Here is a 16,898-nt window from a genome sequence, read left to right on the forward strand (position 1 = left end):
GCCCAATGACAAAGCCGCCGTCCCTTTGCCGGGCGGCGGCTTTTTTCATGGGGTGCCGGCCTTAGTTGGTCGTGTGCATGGGAGGCTGCGAGGGCTGGGCATCATGCGGCGTGGTCAGCCGGATGGCGCGCTCCTCCTCGCCATGGCTGGCATGCTCGCCATCCGCGCCCAGGCCCCCCTTCCAGCGCCGGACCACGCGCTGGAAGATCAGCGAGTTGGGGATCTGCAGCAGATTGGGTGAGCCATCGGGCGCATGGGCATCCTGCAAGGTGGTGTAGAGCATGTTGATGTCGATCACGCGGCCCTTGGCACCGGGCTTTTCGGCCGTGTCCAGCACCTCGATGTAGTCGCCCAGGCGAAAGGGCCCGACGATGACGATGAGCAGGGCGCAGAACAGGTTGGACAGCACGCTCCAGGCCGCAAAGAAGGCCACGGCGCCCACGGTGGCAAAGCCGGTGAAGGCTGTCCACAGCACGGTGGCCGAGACGCCCAGGCGCTCCAGTACCAGCGGCACGGTGGCGGCAATCAGAATCCAGCGGAACACGCCGCGCAGCGGCACCAGCAGCTCCGGCGGCAGGCCGTAGTGCCTGCCCGCGCGTGCGATCAGCCGGCGAACCAGGCGATTGAGCAGCCAGGCCGCACCGATGATCAGCAGGATCTGGGCGCCGGGGATGATGAACTCCAGCCAATCCTGCATCCAGGCGGGCAGGTGCGCTTGAAAACGACGCATAACTTCAAACATTCAGGAAACAGCAAGACCCGGATGCGCGGCTTGCGCGCGCCCGGCATTGAGCTGCGATCGTAAGCGCAGGCGCAAGGCCCGGCAGTCAGGTGCGGCGCTGCTCCACCGTGTCCATCTGCATCTCGAAGCTGAAGAAGCGGTCGCGCCCCTGCGCCTTGGCCGCGTACAGGGCCTGGTCGGCGCGCATGAGCATGGCTTCGGCGCTGGTGTATTCGTCGGGGACGCAGGTGGTGATGCCGCCCGACAGCGTGAGGCCCGATTCATGGGGTGAGTCGGGGTGGCGTATGCGCAGCACGCGCAGCATCTGGCCCACGGCACGCGCGAACGTCATGGCCCCCGAGCGTGGCGTGCGCGGCAGGATGAGCGCGAATTCCTCGCCGCCATAGCGCGCCGCCACGTCACGCGGGCGCACGCAGACCTCGCGCAGCAGGCGGCCTATCTGTTTCAGGCATTCATCGCCATGCACATGGCCATAGGTGTCGTTGTAGCGCTTGAAATGGTCCAGGTCGCAGAGCATCAGCGTCAGCGGCTGGCCCTCGCGGCGGGCCGAGGCGATCTCGGCATGCAGGATGCGGTCGAAGCCTCGGCGGTTGACCAGGCCCGTGAGCTGGTCGAGCTCGACCATTTCGTTGAGCTTCTGGTTGGCCTCATGCAGCTCGGCCGACAGCGATACCAGGCGCCGGCGCATGTCCAGCAGGCGGCGCATGGCGCGCAGCTTGGCCACGAGCACGATGGGCTTGACGGGCTTGACCAGGTAGTCGTCGCCTCCGGCCTCGATGCCGCGCCACACGTCCAGGTCATTGTCCAGTCCGGACAGGAAGATGACGGGCGTCCACTCGCCGGGCTCGGCCTCGCGCAGCTGGCGGGCCACCCAGTAGCCGTCCTCGCCCGGCAGACGGATGTCGAGCAGCACGAGGTCGGGGCGCTGCTCGCGGAACAGTGCCAGGGCGCTGGGGCCATCGGCAGCCTCCAGCACGCGGGTCACGCCCGCATGCAGCAGCTCGCTGACCAGACTGGTGCGTACCGAGGCCTGGTCTTCCACGACCAGCACGCAAAACGGCGATGCCTCGTCCGTCGGCTTGGCGAAGCGCGCTCCGGTGGGCTCGATGGCGGGAGAGTCGGTGCTGTCGGTGGGCGAAGGTGGTGGGGCAGCGGGCATGGCCTTCAGGGTTGTGAGACCAGAAATGGGTCAGGGGGCTGCGCAGTACGCGGCATGGGGGTGGCGCCAGTGTAAGTCGGTCGTTGTATTCGTGTGCGATTGTGGATGCCCGGCTTTCTTCAGGCCAGGGGCAGGTCCGTGCGGGCCCGGCTGGCTTCGTCGTGCCATTGCACGAAGGCGTCGGCGGCCGCACACAGGCGTGGGTTGCCCAGTTGCTGCAGCAGCCTGCAAGCTGCAAAGCCCTGGGCTTTTTCGTCATAGGCAAGCGCCCACTGGCGGCGCTCTTGCCGCGTCTGCTCGGGCTGGGGCCAGCGGCGCAGCGAGGTGGACAGTCCGGTCAGGCCCATGCGCCAGGGCTTGCCCGATACGCGGGCGCGAAAGCACTGCTGGCGCTCGCACAGCAGGGCATAGAGCGGGTCCACCTGCAAGGCGTCGAACAACTGCGCGACGGCAGGGTCGTCGGGTGCGAAATCGGTATGCGTGACGATGACACGCAGGCCCTTGGGCGTTTCATAGACGCGCAGCCCCCAGTCGGCATGGCTTTGGTGGAAGGCCTGTACGCGCTCCATGGCGCGTGCGGACGGCGAGTCCGTGGCCGCGCGCCGGCGCGCCTGCCGCGCCTCCCACCAGCGCTGCACGCGCCGCATGGCCAGGAACAGCAGCAGCACGACCAGCGCCGTGGCCACCATCCTCGAATTGTTCTTGTGCGGTGCCAGCCGGGCCAGCCAGGTGGCGGCCGAAGCCAACAAAAGCAGGGTCACGACGGGAAAGCGCACAGCGCTGGGCGGCTCGGGCAGGTCGATATCGGCGATGGCCACGCGCTCGGTGTTCAGGCAGTGGGCGCCGTAGCTGTTGCGCGTCATCACCGTGCCGTCGCGGCGCTGCAGGACTTCTTCGCGTATGGGGGTGCTGAAGCCGTCGAGCGCGTACTCGTTCTTCCATTCCATGCGCGGCTCGCCCGGGGGCAGCGCCGCATTGCGGGCGTCTTGCAGGGCCTTGGCGGCACGCTCCTGGGCGTGGGCCTGGGCAGCCTCCTGGCTGGTGTCGGACCATCCCCAGCGCTGGACGGTGATGCCGTGGGTGGGGCGGCTTTCATGCCGCAGGCGCGCCTGCGCCCAGTAGGTGGGGATGTGCATGGCGAGCCAGTATAGGGAAAAGCCGCCTGGCTCCCAAGGGAACGCAGGCGGCTTCAGTTGGCCATGCGCGCAGGCGCTGGATGCCGGGGGTTTACTGTTCGCGGCGCAGGGCGGGGAACAGGATCACGTCGCGGATGCTGGCGCTGTCGGTCAGCAGCATCATCAGGCGGTCGATGCCGATGCCGCAGCCGCCCGTGGGGGGCATGCCGTACTCGAGGGCACGCACGAAGTCGTGGTCGAAGTACATGGCTTCGTCGTCGCCACCGTCCTTGGCCTGGACCTGGGCGTTGAAGCGCGCGGCCTGGTCCTCGGCGTCGTTGAGTTCGGAGAAGCCGTTGCCGAATTCACGGCCCGTGATGTACAGCTCGAAGCGCTCGGTGACTTCGGGGCGCTCGTCATTGGCGCGTGCCAGCGGCGAGATCTCGGTGGGGTGCTCCATGATGAAGGTGGGCTGCCAGAGCTTTTCCTCGACCACTTCCTCGAAGTACAGCACCTGCAGGCTGGCCAGGGTACGGGTGGACAGGCGGTCCTTTTCTTCCGTCATGCCCAGCTTGCGCAGGGCATTGGTCAGCCATTCGCGGTCGGCCACCTTGTCACCGGCTTCGGTGAACTTGACGATGGCCTCGGGAATGGTCAGGCGCTGGAAGGGCTGGGACAGGTCCACGGGCTTGCCGCCGTAGGTCAGCTGCAGCGTGCCCACGGCCTTTTGCGCGGCGTCGCGCACCAGTGCCTCGGTGTAGTCCATCAGGTCGCGGTAGTTCCAGTAGGCCGCGTAGAACTCCATCATGGTGAACTCGGGGTTGTGGCGCACCGAGATGCCTTCGTTGCGGAAGTTGCGATTGATCTCGAACACGCGCTCGAAGCCGCCGACCACCAGGCGCTTGAGGTACAGCTCGGGCGCGATGCGCAGGTACATCTCCTGGTCCAGCGCGTTGTGGTGGGTGACGAAGGGCTTGGCGTTGGCGCCGCCGGGAATGGGATGCAGCATGGGCGTCTCCACTTCCAGGAAGCCATGCTCCACCATGAATTCGCGGATGCCCGAGACGGCCTTGCTGCGCGCGATGAAGCGGCGGCGGGCCTGCTCGTCCATCATCAGGTCCACGTAGCGCTGGCGCACCTTCTGCTCCAGATCGGCCATGCCGTGGAACTTGTCGGGCATGGGGCGCAGGCTCTTGGTGAGCAGGCGCAGCGTCTGCACCTTGACCGACAGCTCGCCGGTCTTGGTCTTCATCAGCGTGCCTTCGGCGCCCAGGATGTCGCCCAGGTCCCACCGCTTGAAGGCCGCATAGACCTCCTCGCCCACGGTGTCGCGCGTGATGTACAGCTGGATGCGGCCGTGCGTGGGGCCCAGCGATCCGTCCTGGATGGTGGCGAAGCTGGCCTTGCCCATGACGCGCTTGAGCATCATGCGGCCGCCCAGGCTGACCTGCACGGATTCGGCGTCGAGCTGCTCGGCGCTCTTGTCGGCATGGGCCTGCTGCAGGGCCTCGGCGCGGTCGGCCGGCTTGAAGTCGTTGGGGAAGGCCACGCCGCCCTGTTCACGCACCTGTTCGCGCAGGGCCTTGAGTTTTTCGCGGCGCTCGGCGATGAGTTGGTTTTCGTCCTGGGGAGCGGTCTGGTCCGCTGCAGATGGTGTGTTGTGTTCGGTCATGACAATGAGCGCCAGCGCAAAACGCCGAGGGGCCGGAAAAAAGCCGGAGGGGGAAATCGGGGAAAGCCGAAAAAAAGCCAGGCGGGAAGGGCTGGAAAATGCAGCGGCAGCAGCAAATGCCACCGGCAGGCCCCGCAGCTGGCGGGCTGAATCCGCGATTTTAAGTTTTTTGTCGCGCTTTCGGTGCGTGGTGCCGTCAATGTGCCGGACCTTGCTGCGGTATGACGCCGCAGGACCGCCAATTCGTCAGTGCGCAGCGGGCGGGGAGCCGGGGGCCGTCCCCTGTGAATTGCCTATGCCGCTGCGTTCCAGCACATCCGCCACCAGCTCCAGCCGCACCAGCGGGCTGTCCAAGGCCATCAGTTGCTGCTTGATGGACACGGGCAGGGGCAGCAGCTCGGTCCAGCGGTTGGCCACCCAGCCGCAGTCGCCCATCTGTTCGGCGCTGGGCAGCCGGGCATGGTCGGCGTCGGTGGATCGTGCGTGCAGCTGCATCAGCACCTGGGCCAGGGCCTGGGCCGTGGCGAGCAGGTGATCGGGGACGGGGACGGCGGCGTCGGCAGGCAGCATCTGCACATCGGCCACCCACAGGCCGTGGGGCAGCTGCCGGTGATCCTGCATGCGAAAGCGCTGCGTGCCCTCGCACTGCAGGTGAAGCAGGCCGGGCTGGGGCTGCTGCAGCTGGACGATGCGTGCCAGCGTGCCCACGGCATGCAGCTGCTCGGCGGCAGCACCGGCCTTGCGCACTTCGCTGCCGGCCTGCAATGCCACCACGCCGAAGGGGGCTCCCGTGCGCTCGCACTTGCGGATCATGTCGAGGTAGCGGACCTCGAAGACGCGAAGGCTCAGCAGGCCTTGGGGAAAAAGGACGCTGCCCAGGGGGAAAAGCGGCAGGGAGTGCAGTGCGGTATGGGCGGTCATGTGATGGGCGGGATGCGGCAGCTATCATCCCATGCTGTGCCAAGGCCGGCTGGCCGTGGTCCGATCTTCCTCTCGCAGTCCTACAACGCCATGCTTTTTCAGATCGTTTCCTTTTTGCTCGACGTGGTCGTTGGCCTGCTGACCGGCGTCTGCCTGTTGCGCATGTACATGCAGGCCCAGCGCATTCCCTTCGGCAACCCGGTCGGCCAACTGGTGTTTGCGCTGTCCGACTGGATCGTGATGCCGCTGCGCCGCGTCATCAAGCCGGCCGGGCGCTGGGACATGTCCAGCCTGATCGCGGCCTTCCTGCTGCAGATGCTGCAGTTCGTGCTGCTGTGGCTGCTGATGGGCGGGCAGTCCAATGTGCTCGCCTTGCCGTGGCTGGCCCTGTGCGGCCTGGCGCGCGTGGCGCTGTCGGGCATGGTGGGCGTGCTGCTGATCTATGTCATCTTGTCGTGGGTGCAGCCGCAGTCGCCGATGTACGGCGTGCTGCAGCGCCTGTCCGAGCCCATGCTGCGGCCCATTCGCCGCATCGTGCCCCTGATCGGCGGTATCGATCTGTCGGCACTGGTGGCCCTGGTGCTGCTGCAGATTGCGCTGATGGTGCTGGGCTATATCCAGGGCTCGGGCCTGATGCTGCTGGCCTGATTTCCCCAGTTTCCCGGACGTGAAAAAGCCGCCGCAGGCACCCACCTGCGGCGGCTTTTTTGTGTCTGCGCGAGGCTTTACTGAACAGCGTCGGCCGGCAGGCGCTGCAGCATGGCAAGCGATGCGGCGATGCGGTCGCGCAGCTCGCGGCGGTCCACGATCATGTCCACGGCGCCCTTGTCCTGCAGGAACTCGGCGCGCTGGAAGCCTTCGGGCAGCTTCACGCGCACCGTGGTCTCGATCACGCGCGGGCCGGCGAAGCCGACCAGGGTCTTGGGCTCGGCAATGACGATGTCTCCCACGAAGGCGAAGCTGGCGGAGACGCCGCCGAAGGTGGGGTCGGTCAGCACCGAGACGTAGGGCAGGCCCTTCTTGGCCAGGCGTGTGAGCGCGGCGTTGGCCTTGGCCATCTGCATCAGGCTCAGCAGGCCTTCCTGCATGCGCGCGCCGCCGGTGGCGGTGAAGCAGATGAAGGGGACCTTCTGCTCGATGGCGGTCTCGACGCCACGCACGAAGCGCTCGCCGACCACGGAGCCCATGGAGCCGCCCATGAATTCGAACTCGAAGCAGGCTGCGACCACGTTGACGCTCTTGATGGCGCCGCCCATGACGACCAGGGCATCGGTCTCGCCGGTGTTCTCCAGCGCTTCCTTGAGGCGCTCGGGGTACTTGCGGCTGTCCTTGAACTTCAGGGCGTCGACAGGAATGACTTCCTGGCCGATCTCATAGCGGCCTTCGGCATCCAGGAAATGGTTCAGGCGGGCGCGCGCGCCGATGCGGTGATGGTGGCTGCAGCTGGGGCAGACGTTCTGGTTTTTCTCCAGATCGGCCTTGTAGAGCACGGTCTCGCAGCTCGGGCACTTGATCCACAGACCTTCGGGGATCTGCTGGAGGCGATCCGTAGGGTTGGTTTGCTGGATTTTGGCAGGCAGGAGTTTTTCAAGCCAGGACATGGTGTTTCCTTTTCAGGCGCAGGGCATGCGGCACCGGGCCGCATGCAAGGGCTGCATTATGCGACCTACGCGTCGAGTGCCTTGCGCACGCCGCGCAGGAAGTCGATGGTCAGGGGGACGATCTTTTCGTGGGGCTGGCCGTCCAGCATCTCGATGATGCGGCTGCCGATCACCACCGCATCGGCCACGCGGCCGATGGCCTGTGCCGTGGCCGCGTCGCGGATGCCGAAGCCCACGCCCACGGGAATGCTCACATGCTCGCGGATGCGCGGCAGCATGGCTTCCACGGCTGCCGTGTCGAGCGCGCCCGAGCCGGTCACGCCCTTGAGCGAGACGTAGTAGACATAGCCGCTGGCCACGCGCGCCACCTGCTGCATGCGCTCGGTGGTGGACGTGGGTGCCAGCAGGAAGATGAGGTCCATGTCGCGCGCACGCAGTTGCGCGGCGAATGCCTCGCACTCCTCGGGCGGGTAGTCCACGATGAGCAGGCCGTCGACGCCGGCTTCGGCCGCATCGTCCACGAAGCGGTCCTTGCCGTGGATCTGGTCGTAGCGCTCCACCGGGTTGGCATAGCCCATCAGCACCACGGGCGTGGTCTGGTTCTTCTGGCGGAACTCGCGCACATAGGCCAGCACCTGCACCAGGCCCACGCCGTTGGCGATGGCACGGTCGCCAGCCTTCTGGATGGTGGGGCCGTCGGCCATGGGGTCCGAGAAGGGCACGCCCAGCTCGATCACATCGGCGCCAGCCTCCACCATGCCGTGCATCAGCGACGGCGTGATGGCCGCGAACGGGAAGCCCGCGGTGATGTAGGGGATCAGGGCCTTGCGGCCATCTTCCTGAAGTTTGGTGAAAGTCGTGGTGATGCGGCTCATTGAGCTGCTCCTCCCTTGACCGTGAGCCCGCGCATGGAGGGACGGTCGTAATAGTCGGCGCCCGAGAGATCGGCCACGGTGCCGATGTCCTTGTCGCCGCGACCGGACAGGTTCACGAGGATGGACTGGTCGGCGCGCATGGTCTTGGCCAGTTGCATGGCATAGGCCACGGCATGGCTGGACTCCAGGGCGGGAATGATGCCTTCGGTGCGGCACAGGTAGTGGAAGGCGTCCAAGGCCTCCTGGTCCGTGATGCCCACGTATTGGGCGCGGCCCAGTTCCTGCAGCCAGGCGTGCTCGGGGCCGACGCCGGGATAGTCAAGGCCGGCGCTGATGCTGTGCGTCTCGGTGATCTGGCCGTTCTCGTCCTGCAGGATGAAGGTGCGGTTGCCGTGCAGCACGCCGCTGCTGCCGCGCTGCAGCGAGGCCGAGTGCTTGCCGCTGTCCAGGCCCTCGCCCGCAGCCTCGACGCCGATCAGGCGCGTGTTCTCGAACGGGATATAGGGGTGGAAGATGCCCATGGCATTGCTGCCGCCGCCTACGCAGGCGACCACGGCGTCGGGCTGGCGGTCGGCGCCCAGGAACTCGGGCATCTGCGTGAGGCATTCCTCGCCGATGACCTTCTGGAAGTCGCGCACCATCGCGGGATAGGGGTGGGGGCCGGCCACGGTGCCGATGATGTAGAAGGTGTTGTCCACGTTGGCCACCCAGTCGCGCATGGCCTCGTTGAGCGCATCCTTGAGCGTGCGGCTGCCCGATTCCACCGGCACCACGGTGGCGCCCAGCAGGCGCATGCGGTAGACGTTGGGGCTTTGGCGCTTCACGTCCTCGGAGCCCATGTAGACGATGCACTCGAGGCCGTAGCGCGCGCAGATGGTGGCCGTGGCCACGCCGTGCTGGCCGGCGCCCGTCTCGGCAATGATGCGGGGCTTGCCCATGCGCCGGGCGAGCATGGCCTGGCCGATCACGTTGTTGATCTTGTGCGCGCCCGTGTGGTTGAGGTCTTCGCGCTTGAGGTAGATCTGCGCGCCGCCCATCTCGCGCGACATGCGTGCCGCGTGGTAGACGGGCGAGGGGCGGCCGACGAAGTGGGCCAGCTCGGACTGGAATTCGGCAACGAATTCCGGGTCGTTCTGGTACTTGGCGTAGGCGTCGCGCAGCTCGGTCAGAGCGTGTGTCAGGGTTTCGCTGGCAAAGCTGCCGCCGAAGCGGCCAAAGTGGCCAGATGCGTCAGGGTACTGGTATTCGAACATGGCTTGTCTGCAAAAGTTGGTCATCGGCCGCGCGCACGGCGGCGATGAATCGGTGTATCTTGCCGGCGTCCTTGATGCCCCTGAGGGGCTTGCCGTCGGGACCATCGGCCTCGACGCCGGAACTGACATCAACGGCCAGCGAGAGTCCTCGCGGGCGCACTTGCAAGATGCCATCGGTCACGTTTGCAGGCGTGAGTCCACCAGACAAAACGAGGTGAGAGGCGACGTTTGGTGGAAGGAGTGACCAATTGAATGCTTTTCCGCCACCACCATAGCCGTCGACATGGGCGTCGAGCAGTATGGCCTGGGCTTTCGAGTAACGCTGGGCATATTCTACGAGGTCGAAGCGCGCGGCATCGGGACCAAGGGGAATGCGCGCGGCGCGCAGGAAGGCGCGGGTGCCGCCCGATGTGGCGGCAAGGCAGTCCTCGGGCGACTCGTCGCCGTGGAACTGCACGCAGGCGCCCGGGATGGCGGTGCAGGCGGCCATCACGTTGGCGGCGCTTTCATTGACGAACAGCAGCACCGGTGTCACGAAGGGCGGCAGGCGCCGCGCCAGCTCGGCGGCACGCTGCACCGTCACGGCGCGCGGGCTGGGGGCGTAGAGGACAAAGCCCACGGCGTCGGCGCCGGCGGCCACGGCTGCGTCCACATCCTGTTCGCGGGTGAGTCCGCAGATCTTGATTCGGGTGCGCTGCATGGGGGCTGAAGAATGGGGGAAGGCCTGCTCGTTCACGGGAGCCAATCATAGGCCGGGCTGCGCGAAGGAAGGCCCCATGAAGGATCGTATACGGGACCCAGGAAGTACAGGCCGTCCGGCGAGAAGGTGGGCGCGGCGGCATCGCGGGAGCGCGCCTCCAGCACCTGTTGCATCCACTGCGGCGCGTGTGTGCCCTGGCCTACGGCGAGCAGGCAGCCCATGATGTTGCGCACCATGTGGTGAAGGAACGCGCTGCCCTCGAACTCGAATCGCCAGTAGCAGCATTCCATGGCTGCATCCCCGGGACGCATGGAGCTGGCCGCGGCCATCTGGGCGCCGTCGCCTGCCATGCGGCGGGTGATGGACAGGCGGTGCAGTGTCTTGACGGGGGATTTGGCCTGGCAACCCGAAGCGCGGAACGAGCTGAAATCGTGCTCTCCCAGCAGGTGCTGGGCGGCGGCCTGCATGGCGTCACCGTTGAGTGCATGGAACACCCAGCCCACACGCCCGGCCTCCACGCTGGGCCGCACGGGCGACTGCAGCAGCACATAGGCATAGCGCCTGGCTGTGGCGCAGGCCCGTGAATGGAAGGAGTCGGGCACGGGCTGGGCCCATTGCACGGCGATGTCCGGCGGCAGGAAGGTGTTGGTGCCACGGACCCAGGAGAACGGGGCCCTGTCCAGCGGCGTGTCGAAGTGGACGACCTGCATGAGGCCGTGCACTCCGGCATCGGTGCGGCCCGCACAGAGGGTGTGGACCTCCTGAGCGGCAAAGCGGCCCAGGGCCGCTTCGAGATGGTCTTGAATGGTGTTGCCAGACAGCTGGCTTTGCCAGCCGCTGTAGCGCTGGCCGTTGTAGGCGACGCCGAGGGCTACGCGCATGGCGAGGCCTCCGGCATGGGTTGGGTGTGCATCAAGTTGTCAGTTTTCCATGGTGGCATGTACCACCCTGTCACGCGAAACCGGCACGCGGCGCCTGGGCAGGCGCCGTCGGGCTTCAGTCTATCTCGGCAAGGAGGCGCTGGGCTTTGGCCTTGAGATCGCCGTGGGCCTCGGAGATCACTTCCTCGATGAGTGTACGGGCTCCGTCGCTGTCGCCGATGGCATTGAATTCCTGGGCCAGGGCGAGCTTGGTGGCCAGCGGGTCCTCGGGCGCCGAAGGCGGCGTTGCGGCCGTGGGAGTGTCATTGCCCAGGTCCAGGGACAGGCTGCCCAGGTCGAATTCCAGCGATTCGGCCGGTTCAGGCTTGGCCTTGGCCGCCGTTTCCAGCACGCCGCCCGAATGCGCTGCTGCCGGCGCTTGGGCTGGCGCCTCGGTGCCCAGGTCTTCCAGGTTGAACTCCATGGCGTCCAGCGACAGCAGATCGGTACTGGCGTGGCTGTCGTCCGTGGTGGAACCGGTCAGGGGCGAGGGTTCGGTGGCCGGGAAGCTGTCCGTGACCTGCCGTGTGACGGGCATGTCCAGCGGCAGCATCTCGGTCGGCTGCATGTCGCTCATGGCACTGCTGTGGTTCAGGGCATCCGTCAGCGAGGCATGGGCCGTGGGCTGGAAGCCGGGCATGTCCAGCGATGCAGCAGGCGGCTCCACGCGGGGATCCATGCGAGGCGCCTCGCTTGCTGCGGGCTGCATGGGCTCCAGTGGTGCGCGCAGCGTGGGCTCCAGCGCAGCGAAGTCCTGTTCGCTGGGCATGGGGGCCGGTGCGGGCAGCGGGCTGGCGTGCTGCGCGGGCAGGCTGGCGTCGGCCAGGCCGCCGGGCAGGTCCATGTTGAGGTCCATGTCCAGGTCCATGGGCAGGGTGGCAGGGCCTTCGCGGTGCGCCTCCATGTCCAGGGGGCGGCTGGCCAGCGAGGCGGCCGCCAGTCCGGCAGCTGCCGCTGCGGCGCCGCCGGCAACGGCGGCAGCAGACAGGGGCGCGGCGCCGGCAGGCTGGTAGAGGGCGTTTTCCGGGTCCAGGATGCGGCCCTGGTCGGCCAGGCGCTGCCAGTCCACGCCCTTGCCCTGGGTCAGGCCGTGCAGGGTCTGCGCGACGGCCTCGAAGGCCTTGCGGTCATGGCGCTTGGCGTAGATGTCGGCCAGCTTCTGGTGCAGTGCGGTGCGGCTGGGATCGGTGCGCAGGGCTTCCTTGAGGATTTCCTCTGCCTGCAGGTCGCGGCCATAGGCCAGGTAGACATCGGCCTCGGCCACGGGGTCCACATCGCCGGCATCGAGCTGACTGGGCGAGTAGTGCATGGAGGTGCCCGACAGCTGGCTCGATGTGCCGGTATCCACGCGTTGGCCGCCACTGGCTCCAAAGAAGGAATCGGCCGCGAGCTGGCTGTCGCCAAAGGCGCTTTCGCTGGAGGCTGCGGCAGCGCGGCGGCGCTGCATGACGCGGTAGCCACCATAGCCCAGCAGCAGGGCCAGCAAGGCGGCGCCGGCCAGCGGGATGGTGGGATCTTCCATCAGCGTATCGATGAAGCTGGGCTCGGCGATCGGTGCGACGGGGGCGGGTGCCGGCTTGGGCTTCGGCGGCTCGGCAGGAGCGGGCGTGGCGGGCACGGCTTCTGCCGCGGGCGCTGCCGGGCCTGCAGCATTGGCTGCGGCGTCTGGAGCAGCAGCGGTGGCGGCAGCGGCCGCAGCGGCTGCGTCGGCAGTCGCCGCCGGGGCCGGGGGCGTTGTCTGGGGTGCTGCAGCTTCAGGCGCTGCAGGCACGGTCGGCGCACCCGGCACAGCCACGCCGTTTGCCGTGCCGCTGGCTGCCGAGGCAGGTGCTGCAGCAGCACCTTCGGCGGGCTTGGTGGCGGCGGCGATCTGGCTCAACTCGGACATGTTGCGCTGCAGTTCGGCCGTGCGCGATGCCTGGTCGTCGGACTGCTTTTGCTTGGCCAGGCGCTCGTCTGCCTCCACGCCCTTGACAGCACCTTTGGACAGGGTGAGCTTGTCGGGTGCGGCGGTGGAGGGCTTGCGGTCTTCGACCTGGGCCTGGACGCTGCCCGATGCTTCACGATTGGCCGATGCCACGGGCGCGGCCGGTGCGGCGCTGGCCAGCTGGCGGCGGAACTGGTTGAAATCCCGGGACTGGGCTGCAACGATCTGGCGCGCCTCGCGCGGCGAGGTGGCCTGTGCCGTGGCCTCGTCAGGCACGGTGAGCACGGCGCCGGAGCGCATGCGGTTCACATTGCCGTTGATGAAGGCCTTGGGGTTGGAGCGCAGCATGGCCACCAGCATCTGGTCCAGCGAAACGCCTGCGGGCAGGTGAGCGGCGGCAATGCGGCCAGCCGTGTCTCCGGTCTTGATGCGGACCTCGGATGCTTCGGACGGCGCCGGCGCTGCAGCAGCGCGCTCGCGGGCTGATGCGGTGCTCCGGCGCGGGGCTGCCGGAGCAGGGGCTGGACGGCTTTCCTCGGTGTTGCCTGCGGCAGCTGGCGAGGGGGCCGGTGCGGCGCGGCGCGGTGCGGCGCCCGGTTCGGGGGCGGAGGCCTGGGCCGCAGCCGTCACGGCAGGCGGCAGCTTTTGCAGGGTGGGCGGATCCAGCAGCAGGGTGTAGTTGCGCTGCAGGTTGCCCGAGGCCCAGCTGGCGTCGATCACCAGATCGACAAAGGGCTCGTTGACGGGCTGGGTGCTTGTGAGTCGCAGCACGGCCGATCCGTCCGCGCGACGCTGCACGCTGACGCGCACCTGGCTGGCCGTGGCGTTGTACTCCATGCCCTGGGTGCGGAAGACGCCGGGAGAGGCCACGCCCACGCGCAGGCCTTCGGCTTCAGCCGCCGTGATCTGGGGGATTTCGACTTCGGCACGCAGGGGCTCGCCCAGGGCCGATTGCACGTTCACCCGGCCCAGAGCCAGTGCCCAGGCCTCGGAGGCGGGCAGTGCGACCGAGACGACGGCCGCAGCGGCCAGCACAGAGAGTTTCCAACGATGCATAAAGCGTCAAACCTGTGTGGATGCAATTGGGCAGGCACTATTGTTATTGTGGGGATGCCCGCGTTTGCACATGTAATTGAAATTTACCCGGGGATAGATGGCACGCCATATACCAAGGTGCTTGGGTCGCATTGTCGGCCACGCTATAGGATCGCAAGCGTCTGGTTGCCGGTGAACGCTGCCAGTTGTTGTCGAACGGCAACGAGAAGAAACACAATGTATCTTCGGTGATTGTAGGCAACCGCCTACAGTCAGGGGACAAGAGACTTGGGCATTGTGCCCAATCGCACAGGGTTTAAAGCCGAAAAAAGCGCCATGTCCCGGGCCAGGACATGGCGCTTTTTGTGTTGGCTCAAGCCGGCGGTGCTCAGGCGGCCAGCAGGATGCGCAGCATGCGGCGCAGCGGCTCGGCGGCGCCCCACAGCAGTTGGTCGCCGATCACGAAGGCCGACAGGTATTCGGGGCCCATGTTCAGCTTGCGCACGCGGCCCACGCCGACTTCCAGGCCGCCGGTGATGGCGGCTGGCGTCAGTTCCTTGACGGTGATGGCGCGTTCATTGGGCACCCACTTCACCCAGGGGTTGCCGGACTTGATGATGGCTTCCAGCTCCTGCAGGGGCAGGTCCTTCTTGAGCTTGAGGGTCAGCGCCAGGCTGTGGCAGCGCATGGCGCCGATGCGCACGCACAGGCCGTCGACGGGAATGGTCTGCTCCGTGCCCAGGATCTTGTTGACCTCGGCCTGGCCCTTCCACTCTTCCTTGGACTGGCCGTTGTCCAGCTGTGCGTCGATCCAGGGGATCAGGCCGCCAGCCAGAGGCGCGCCGAAGAATTCGGTGGGCACATCGGTGCGGATGGTCTGGGCCACCTTGCGGTCGATATCCAGGATGGCGGAGGCGGGCGTGGCCAGCTCGTCGGCCACGGCCGCATGCACCACGCCCATGCCCTTGAGCAGTTCGCGCATGTGGTTGGCGCCGCCACCGGAGGCTGCCTGGTAGGTCATGGAGCTGACCCATTCCACGAGACCGGCCTTGAACAGGCCGCCCAGCCCCATCAGCAGGATGGAGTTGGTGCAGTTGCCGCCAATCCAGTTCTTGCCGCCCGCGGCGAGCTTGGACTGGATCAGGCCTTCATTGACGGGGTCGAGCACGATGACGGCATCGCCTTCCATGCGCAGCGACGATGCGGCATCGATCCAGTGGCCGTTCCAGCCCGAGGCGCGCAGCTGGGGGAAGACTTCCTTGGTGTAGTCACCGCCCTGGCAGGTGATGATGATGTCGCACTTGGACAGCTCGGCAATGTCGTTGGCATTGCGCAGCTCCGTGTGGGTCTTCGCCATGGCCGGGGCCTTGCCGCCGGCGTTGGAGGTGGAGAAGAAAACGGGCTCGATCAGGTCGAAATCGCCCTCTGCCTGCATGCGGTCCATCAGCACGGAGCCGACCATGCCGCGCCAGCCCACCAGGCCTACCAATTGCTTGCTCATTTTTGAAACGCCCTTTCAGTGTGAAAACAGTGCTGGTTCAAGACTGTTGTCGCCCGGCTCGTCTGGGCCAGGTGAGGGCGCACGACGAACCGGGCTGGGTCAGCCTTTGATTGTCGTAATGGTTGTGGATGTGATTGCGCGCACGGCCACACCAGCCTGGGCGGCGGGTGCAATGTTCAGCAGGAGGAACGGGCGGGCGGCAAACATAAGAGCAGTCATTCTAGCGAATACGCCAGGAAAGAGAATGTCTGTTTGATGAATATCTTCGTCGAAATGGCGAAAAGCAGACGTCTGTTTTGACGCTTTGCCAAGTTCTGGAAAATCCTGGCCAGGCCAGGCAGCCGCAAGCCCGGAGGCTCGCGGCTGTCGTGGACGTCAGGCCAGCGCGGCCACCACGGCATCGCCCATCTCGCGGGTGGAGACCTTGGTCGTGCCTTCGCTGTGGATGTCGGCCGTGCGCAGGCCCTGGGCCAGGACCTTTTGCACGGCGGCTTCGATACGCTGTGCAGCAGCCTCCTGATTCAGTGAGAAGCGCAGCATCATCGCAGCCGACAGGATGGTGGCCAGCGGATTGGCAATGCCCTTGCCCGCAATGTCGGGGGCCGAGCCATGGCTGGGCTCGTACAGACCCTGGCCCTTGGCGTTGAGCGAGGCGGAGGGCAGCATGCCGATGGAGCCGGTGAGCATGGAGGCTTCATCGGACAGGATGTCGCCAAACATATTGCCCGTGACCACCACGTCGAAGCGCTTGGGCTCCTTGACCAGTTGCATGGCGGCGTTGTCCACGTACATGTGGTCCAGTTGCACGTCGGGGTACTGCTGGCCCACCTCGGTGACCACGTCCTTCCAGAACTGGAAGGTTTCCAGCACGTTGGCCTTGTCCACGCTGGTCACGCGCTTGCTGCGCTTTTGCGCGGCCTGGAAGGCCACGTGGGCGATGCGCTCGATTTCGGGCTTGGAGTAGCGCATGGTGTCGAAGGCTTCCTCGGCGCCGGGGAAGTGGCCGTCAGTGGCCACGCGGCGGCCGCGCGGCTGGCCGAAGTAGATGTCGCCGGTCAGCTCGCGGATGATGAGGATGTCCAGGCCTGCGACCAGTTCGGGCTTGAGGCTGGAGGCATGGGTCAGCTCCGCATAGCAGATGGCCGGGCGGAAGTTGGCAAACAGACCCATGTGCTTGCGCAGGCCCAGGATGGCCTGCTCGGGGCGCAGCGGGCGGTCCAGCGTGTCGTACTTCCAGTCGCCCACGGCGCCGAACAGCACGGCGTCGGACTCCATGGCCAGCTTCAGCGTGGATTCGGGCAGCGGGTGGCCGGCAGCTTCGTAGGCAGCGCCGCCCACGGGGGCGGTCTGCATGTCGAAGTCCAGGCCCAGGGCGCCCAGCACCTTCACGGCTTCCGCAACGATTTCGGGGCCGATGCCATCACCGGGCAAGACTGCGATTTTCATGGTGTTCCTTTTGAGAGACTGTTCGGATGGT

At 66.8% G+C, this 16,898-nt stretch carries 14 protein-coding genes; 1 reads left to right on the forward strand and 13 read right to left on the reverse strand.

Features of this window, described 5'->3' with window-relative positions; all coding sequences use genetic code 11:
- Positions 1-61 precede the first annotated feature (61 nt).
- The 5 genes from HFGMBDPB_RS04190 to HFGMBDPB_RS04210 form a co-directional block, all read right to left on the reverse strand.
- Positions 62-730 carry a mechanosensitive ion channel family protein gene (locus HFGMBDPB_RS04190; protein ID WP_174538860.1) on the reverse strand — a complete coding sequence of 223 codons (669 nt, stop codon included), beginning with the start codon at positions 728-730 and terminating at the stop codon, positions 62-64.
- 97 nt (positions 731-827) lie between these two features.
- A complete protein-coding gene (locus HFGMBDPB_RS04195) occupies positions 828-1,901 on the reverse strand; it encodes a GGDEF domain-containing response regulator (protein ID WP_016447776.1) in 1,074 nt (357 codons plus the stop codon).
- Between the two features lie 119 nt (positions 1,902-2,020).
- Positions 2,021-3,037: a hypothetical protein gene (locus HFGMBDPB_RS04200; protein WP_046239858.1), complete on the reverse strand. Its 1,017-nt coding sequence runs from the start codon at positions 3,035-3,037 to the stop codon at positions 2,021-2,023.
- A gap of 91 nt (positions 3,038-3,128) precedes the next feature.
- Complete coding sequence (gene lysS / locus HFGMBDPB_RS04205; RefSeq protein ID WP_016447774.1) at positions 3,129-4,688, reverse strand: lysine--tRNA ligase; 1,560 nt, start codon at positions 4,686-4,688, stop codon at positions 3,129-3,131.
- 246 nt (positions 4,689-4,934) lie between these two features.
- Positions 4,935-5,609 (reverse strand): LON peptidase substrate-binding domain-containing protein, encoded by a 675-nt coding sequence (locus HFGMBDPB_RS04210; protein WP_016451187.1) that lies wholly within the window; start codon positions 5,607-5,609, stop codon positions 4,935-4,937.
- Between the two features lie 90 nt (positions 5,610-5,699).
- Between HFGMBDPB_RS04210 and HFGMBDPB_RS04215 the strand changes: the two genes are divergently transcribed.
- Entirely contained in the window at positions 5,700-6,257 is a 558-nt protein-coding gene (locus HFGMBDPB_RS04215; protein WP_016447772.1) for a YggT family protein, read from the forward strand.
- Positions 6,258-6,334: 77 nt separating this feature from the next.
- Here HFGMBDPB_RS04215 and accD read toward each other — a convergent pair whose 3' ends face one another.
- The 8 genes from accD to leuB all read right to left on the reverse strand — a co-directional run bounded on the left by accD (position 6,335) and on the right by leuB (position 16,867).
- Positions 6,335-7,210 carry an acetyl-CoA carboxylase, carboxyltransferase subunit beta gene (gene accD, locus HFGMBDPB_RS04220; RefSeq protein ID WP_016447771.1) on the reverse strand — a complete coding sequence of 292 codons (876 nt, stop codon included), beginning with the start codon at positions 7,208-7,210 and terminating at the stop codon, positions 6,335-6,337.
- A gap of 65 nt (positions 7,211-7,275) precedes the next feature.
- Complete coding sequence (gene trpA / locus HFGMBDPB_RS04225; protein WP_016447770.1) at positions 7,276-8,085, reverse strand: tryptophan synthase subunit alpha; 810 nt, start codon at positions 8,083-8,085, stop codon at positions 7,276-7,278.
- Positions 8,082-9,338, reverse strand: a complete 1,257-nt coding sequence (gene trpB / locus HFGMBDPB_RS04230) for a tryptophan synthase subunit beta (protein WP_016447769.1) — start codon at positions 9,336-9,338, stop codon at positions 8,082-8,084. Before trpB ends, trpA begins: the two co-directional genes overlap by 4 nt.
- Entirely contained in the window at positions 9,316-10,038 is a 723-nt protein-coding gene (locus HFGMBDPB_RS04235) for a phosphoribosylanthranilate isomerase (protein WP_212645247.1), read from the reverse strand. Before HFGMBDPB_RS04235 ends, trpB begins: the two co-directional genes overlap by 23 nt.
- Positions 10,039-10,070: 32 nt before the next feature.
- Positions 10,071-10,919 (reverse strand): tRNA pseudouridine(38-40) synthase TruA, encoded by an 849-nt coding sequence (gene truA / locus HFGMBDPB_RS04240; RefSeq protein WP_016447767.1) that lies wholly within the window; start codon positions 10,917-10,919, stop codon positions 10,071-10,073.
- A gap of 115 nt (positions 10,920-11,034) precedes the next feature.
- Entirely contained in the window at positions 11,035-13,941 is a 2,907-nt protein-coding gene (locus HFGMBDPB_RS04245; RefSeq protein WP_189354064.1) for a motility hub landmark protein FimV, read from the reverse strand.
- A gap of 367 nt (positions 13,942-14,308) precedes the next feature.
- Positions 14,309-15,421 (reverse strand): aspartate-semialdehyde dehydrogenase, encoded by a 1,113-nt coding sequence (gene asd, locus HFGMBDPB_RS04250; protein ID WP_016447765.1) that lies wholly within the window; start codon positions 15,419-15,421, stop codon positions 14,309-14,311.
- 375 nt (positions 15,422-15,796) lie between these two features.
- On the reverse strand, positions 15,797-16,867 hold the full coding sequence (gene leuB, locus HFGMBDPB_RS04255) for a 3-isopropylmalate dehydrogenase (RefSeq protein WP_016447764.1): 1,071 nt from the start codon (positions 16,865-16,867) through the stop codon (positions 15,797-15,799).
- Positions 16,868-16,898: the final 31 nt, after the last annotated feature.

Source organism: Delftia sp. PE138 (genome assembly GCF_018320755.1).
Classification (GTDB): Bacteria; Pseudomonadota; Gammaproteobacteria; order Burkholderiales; family Burkholderiaceae_C; genus Comamonas; species Comamonas tsuruhatensis.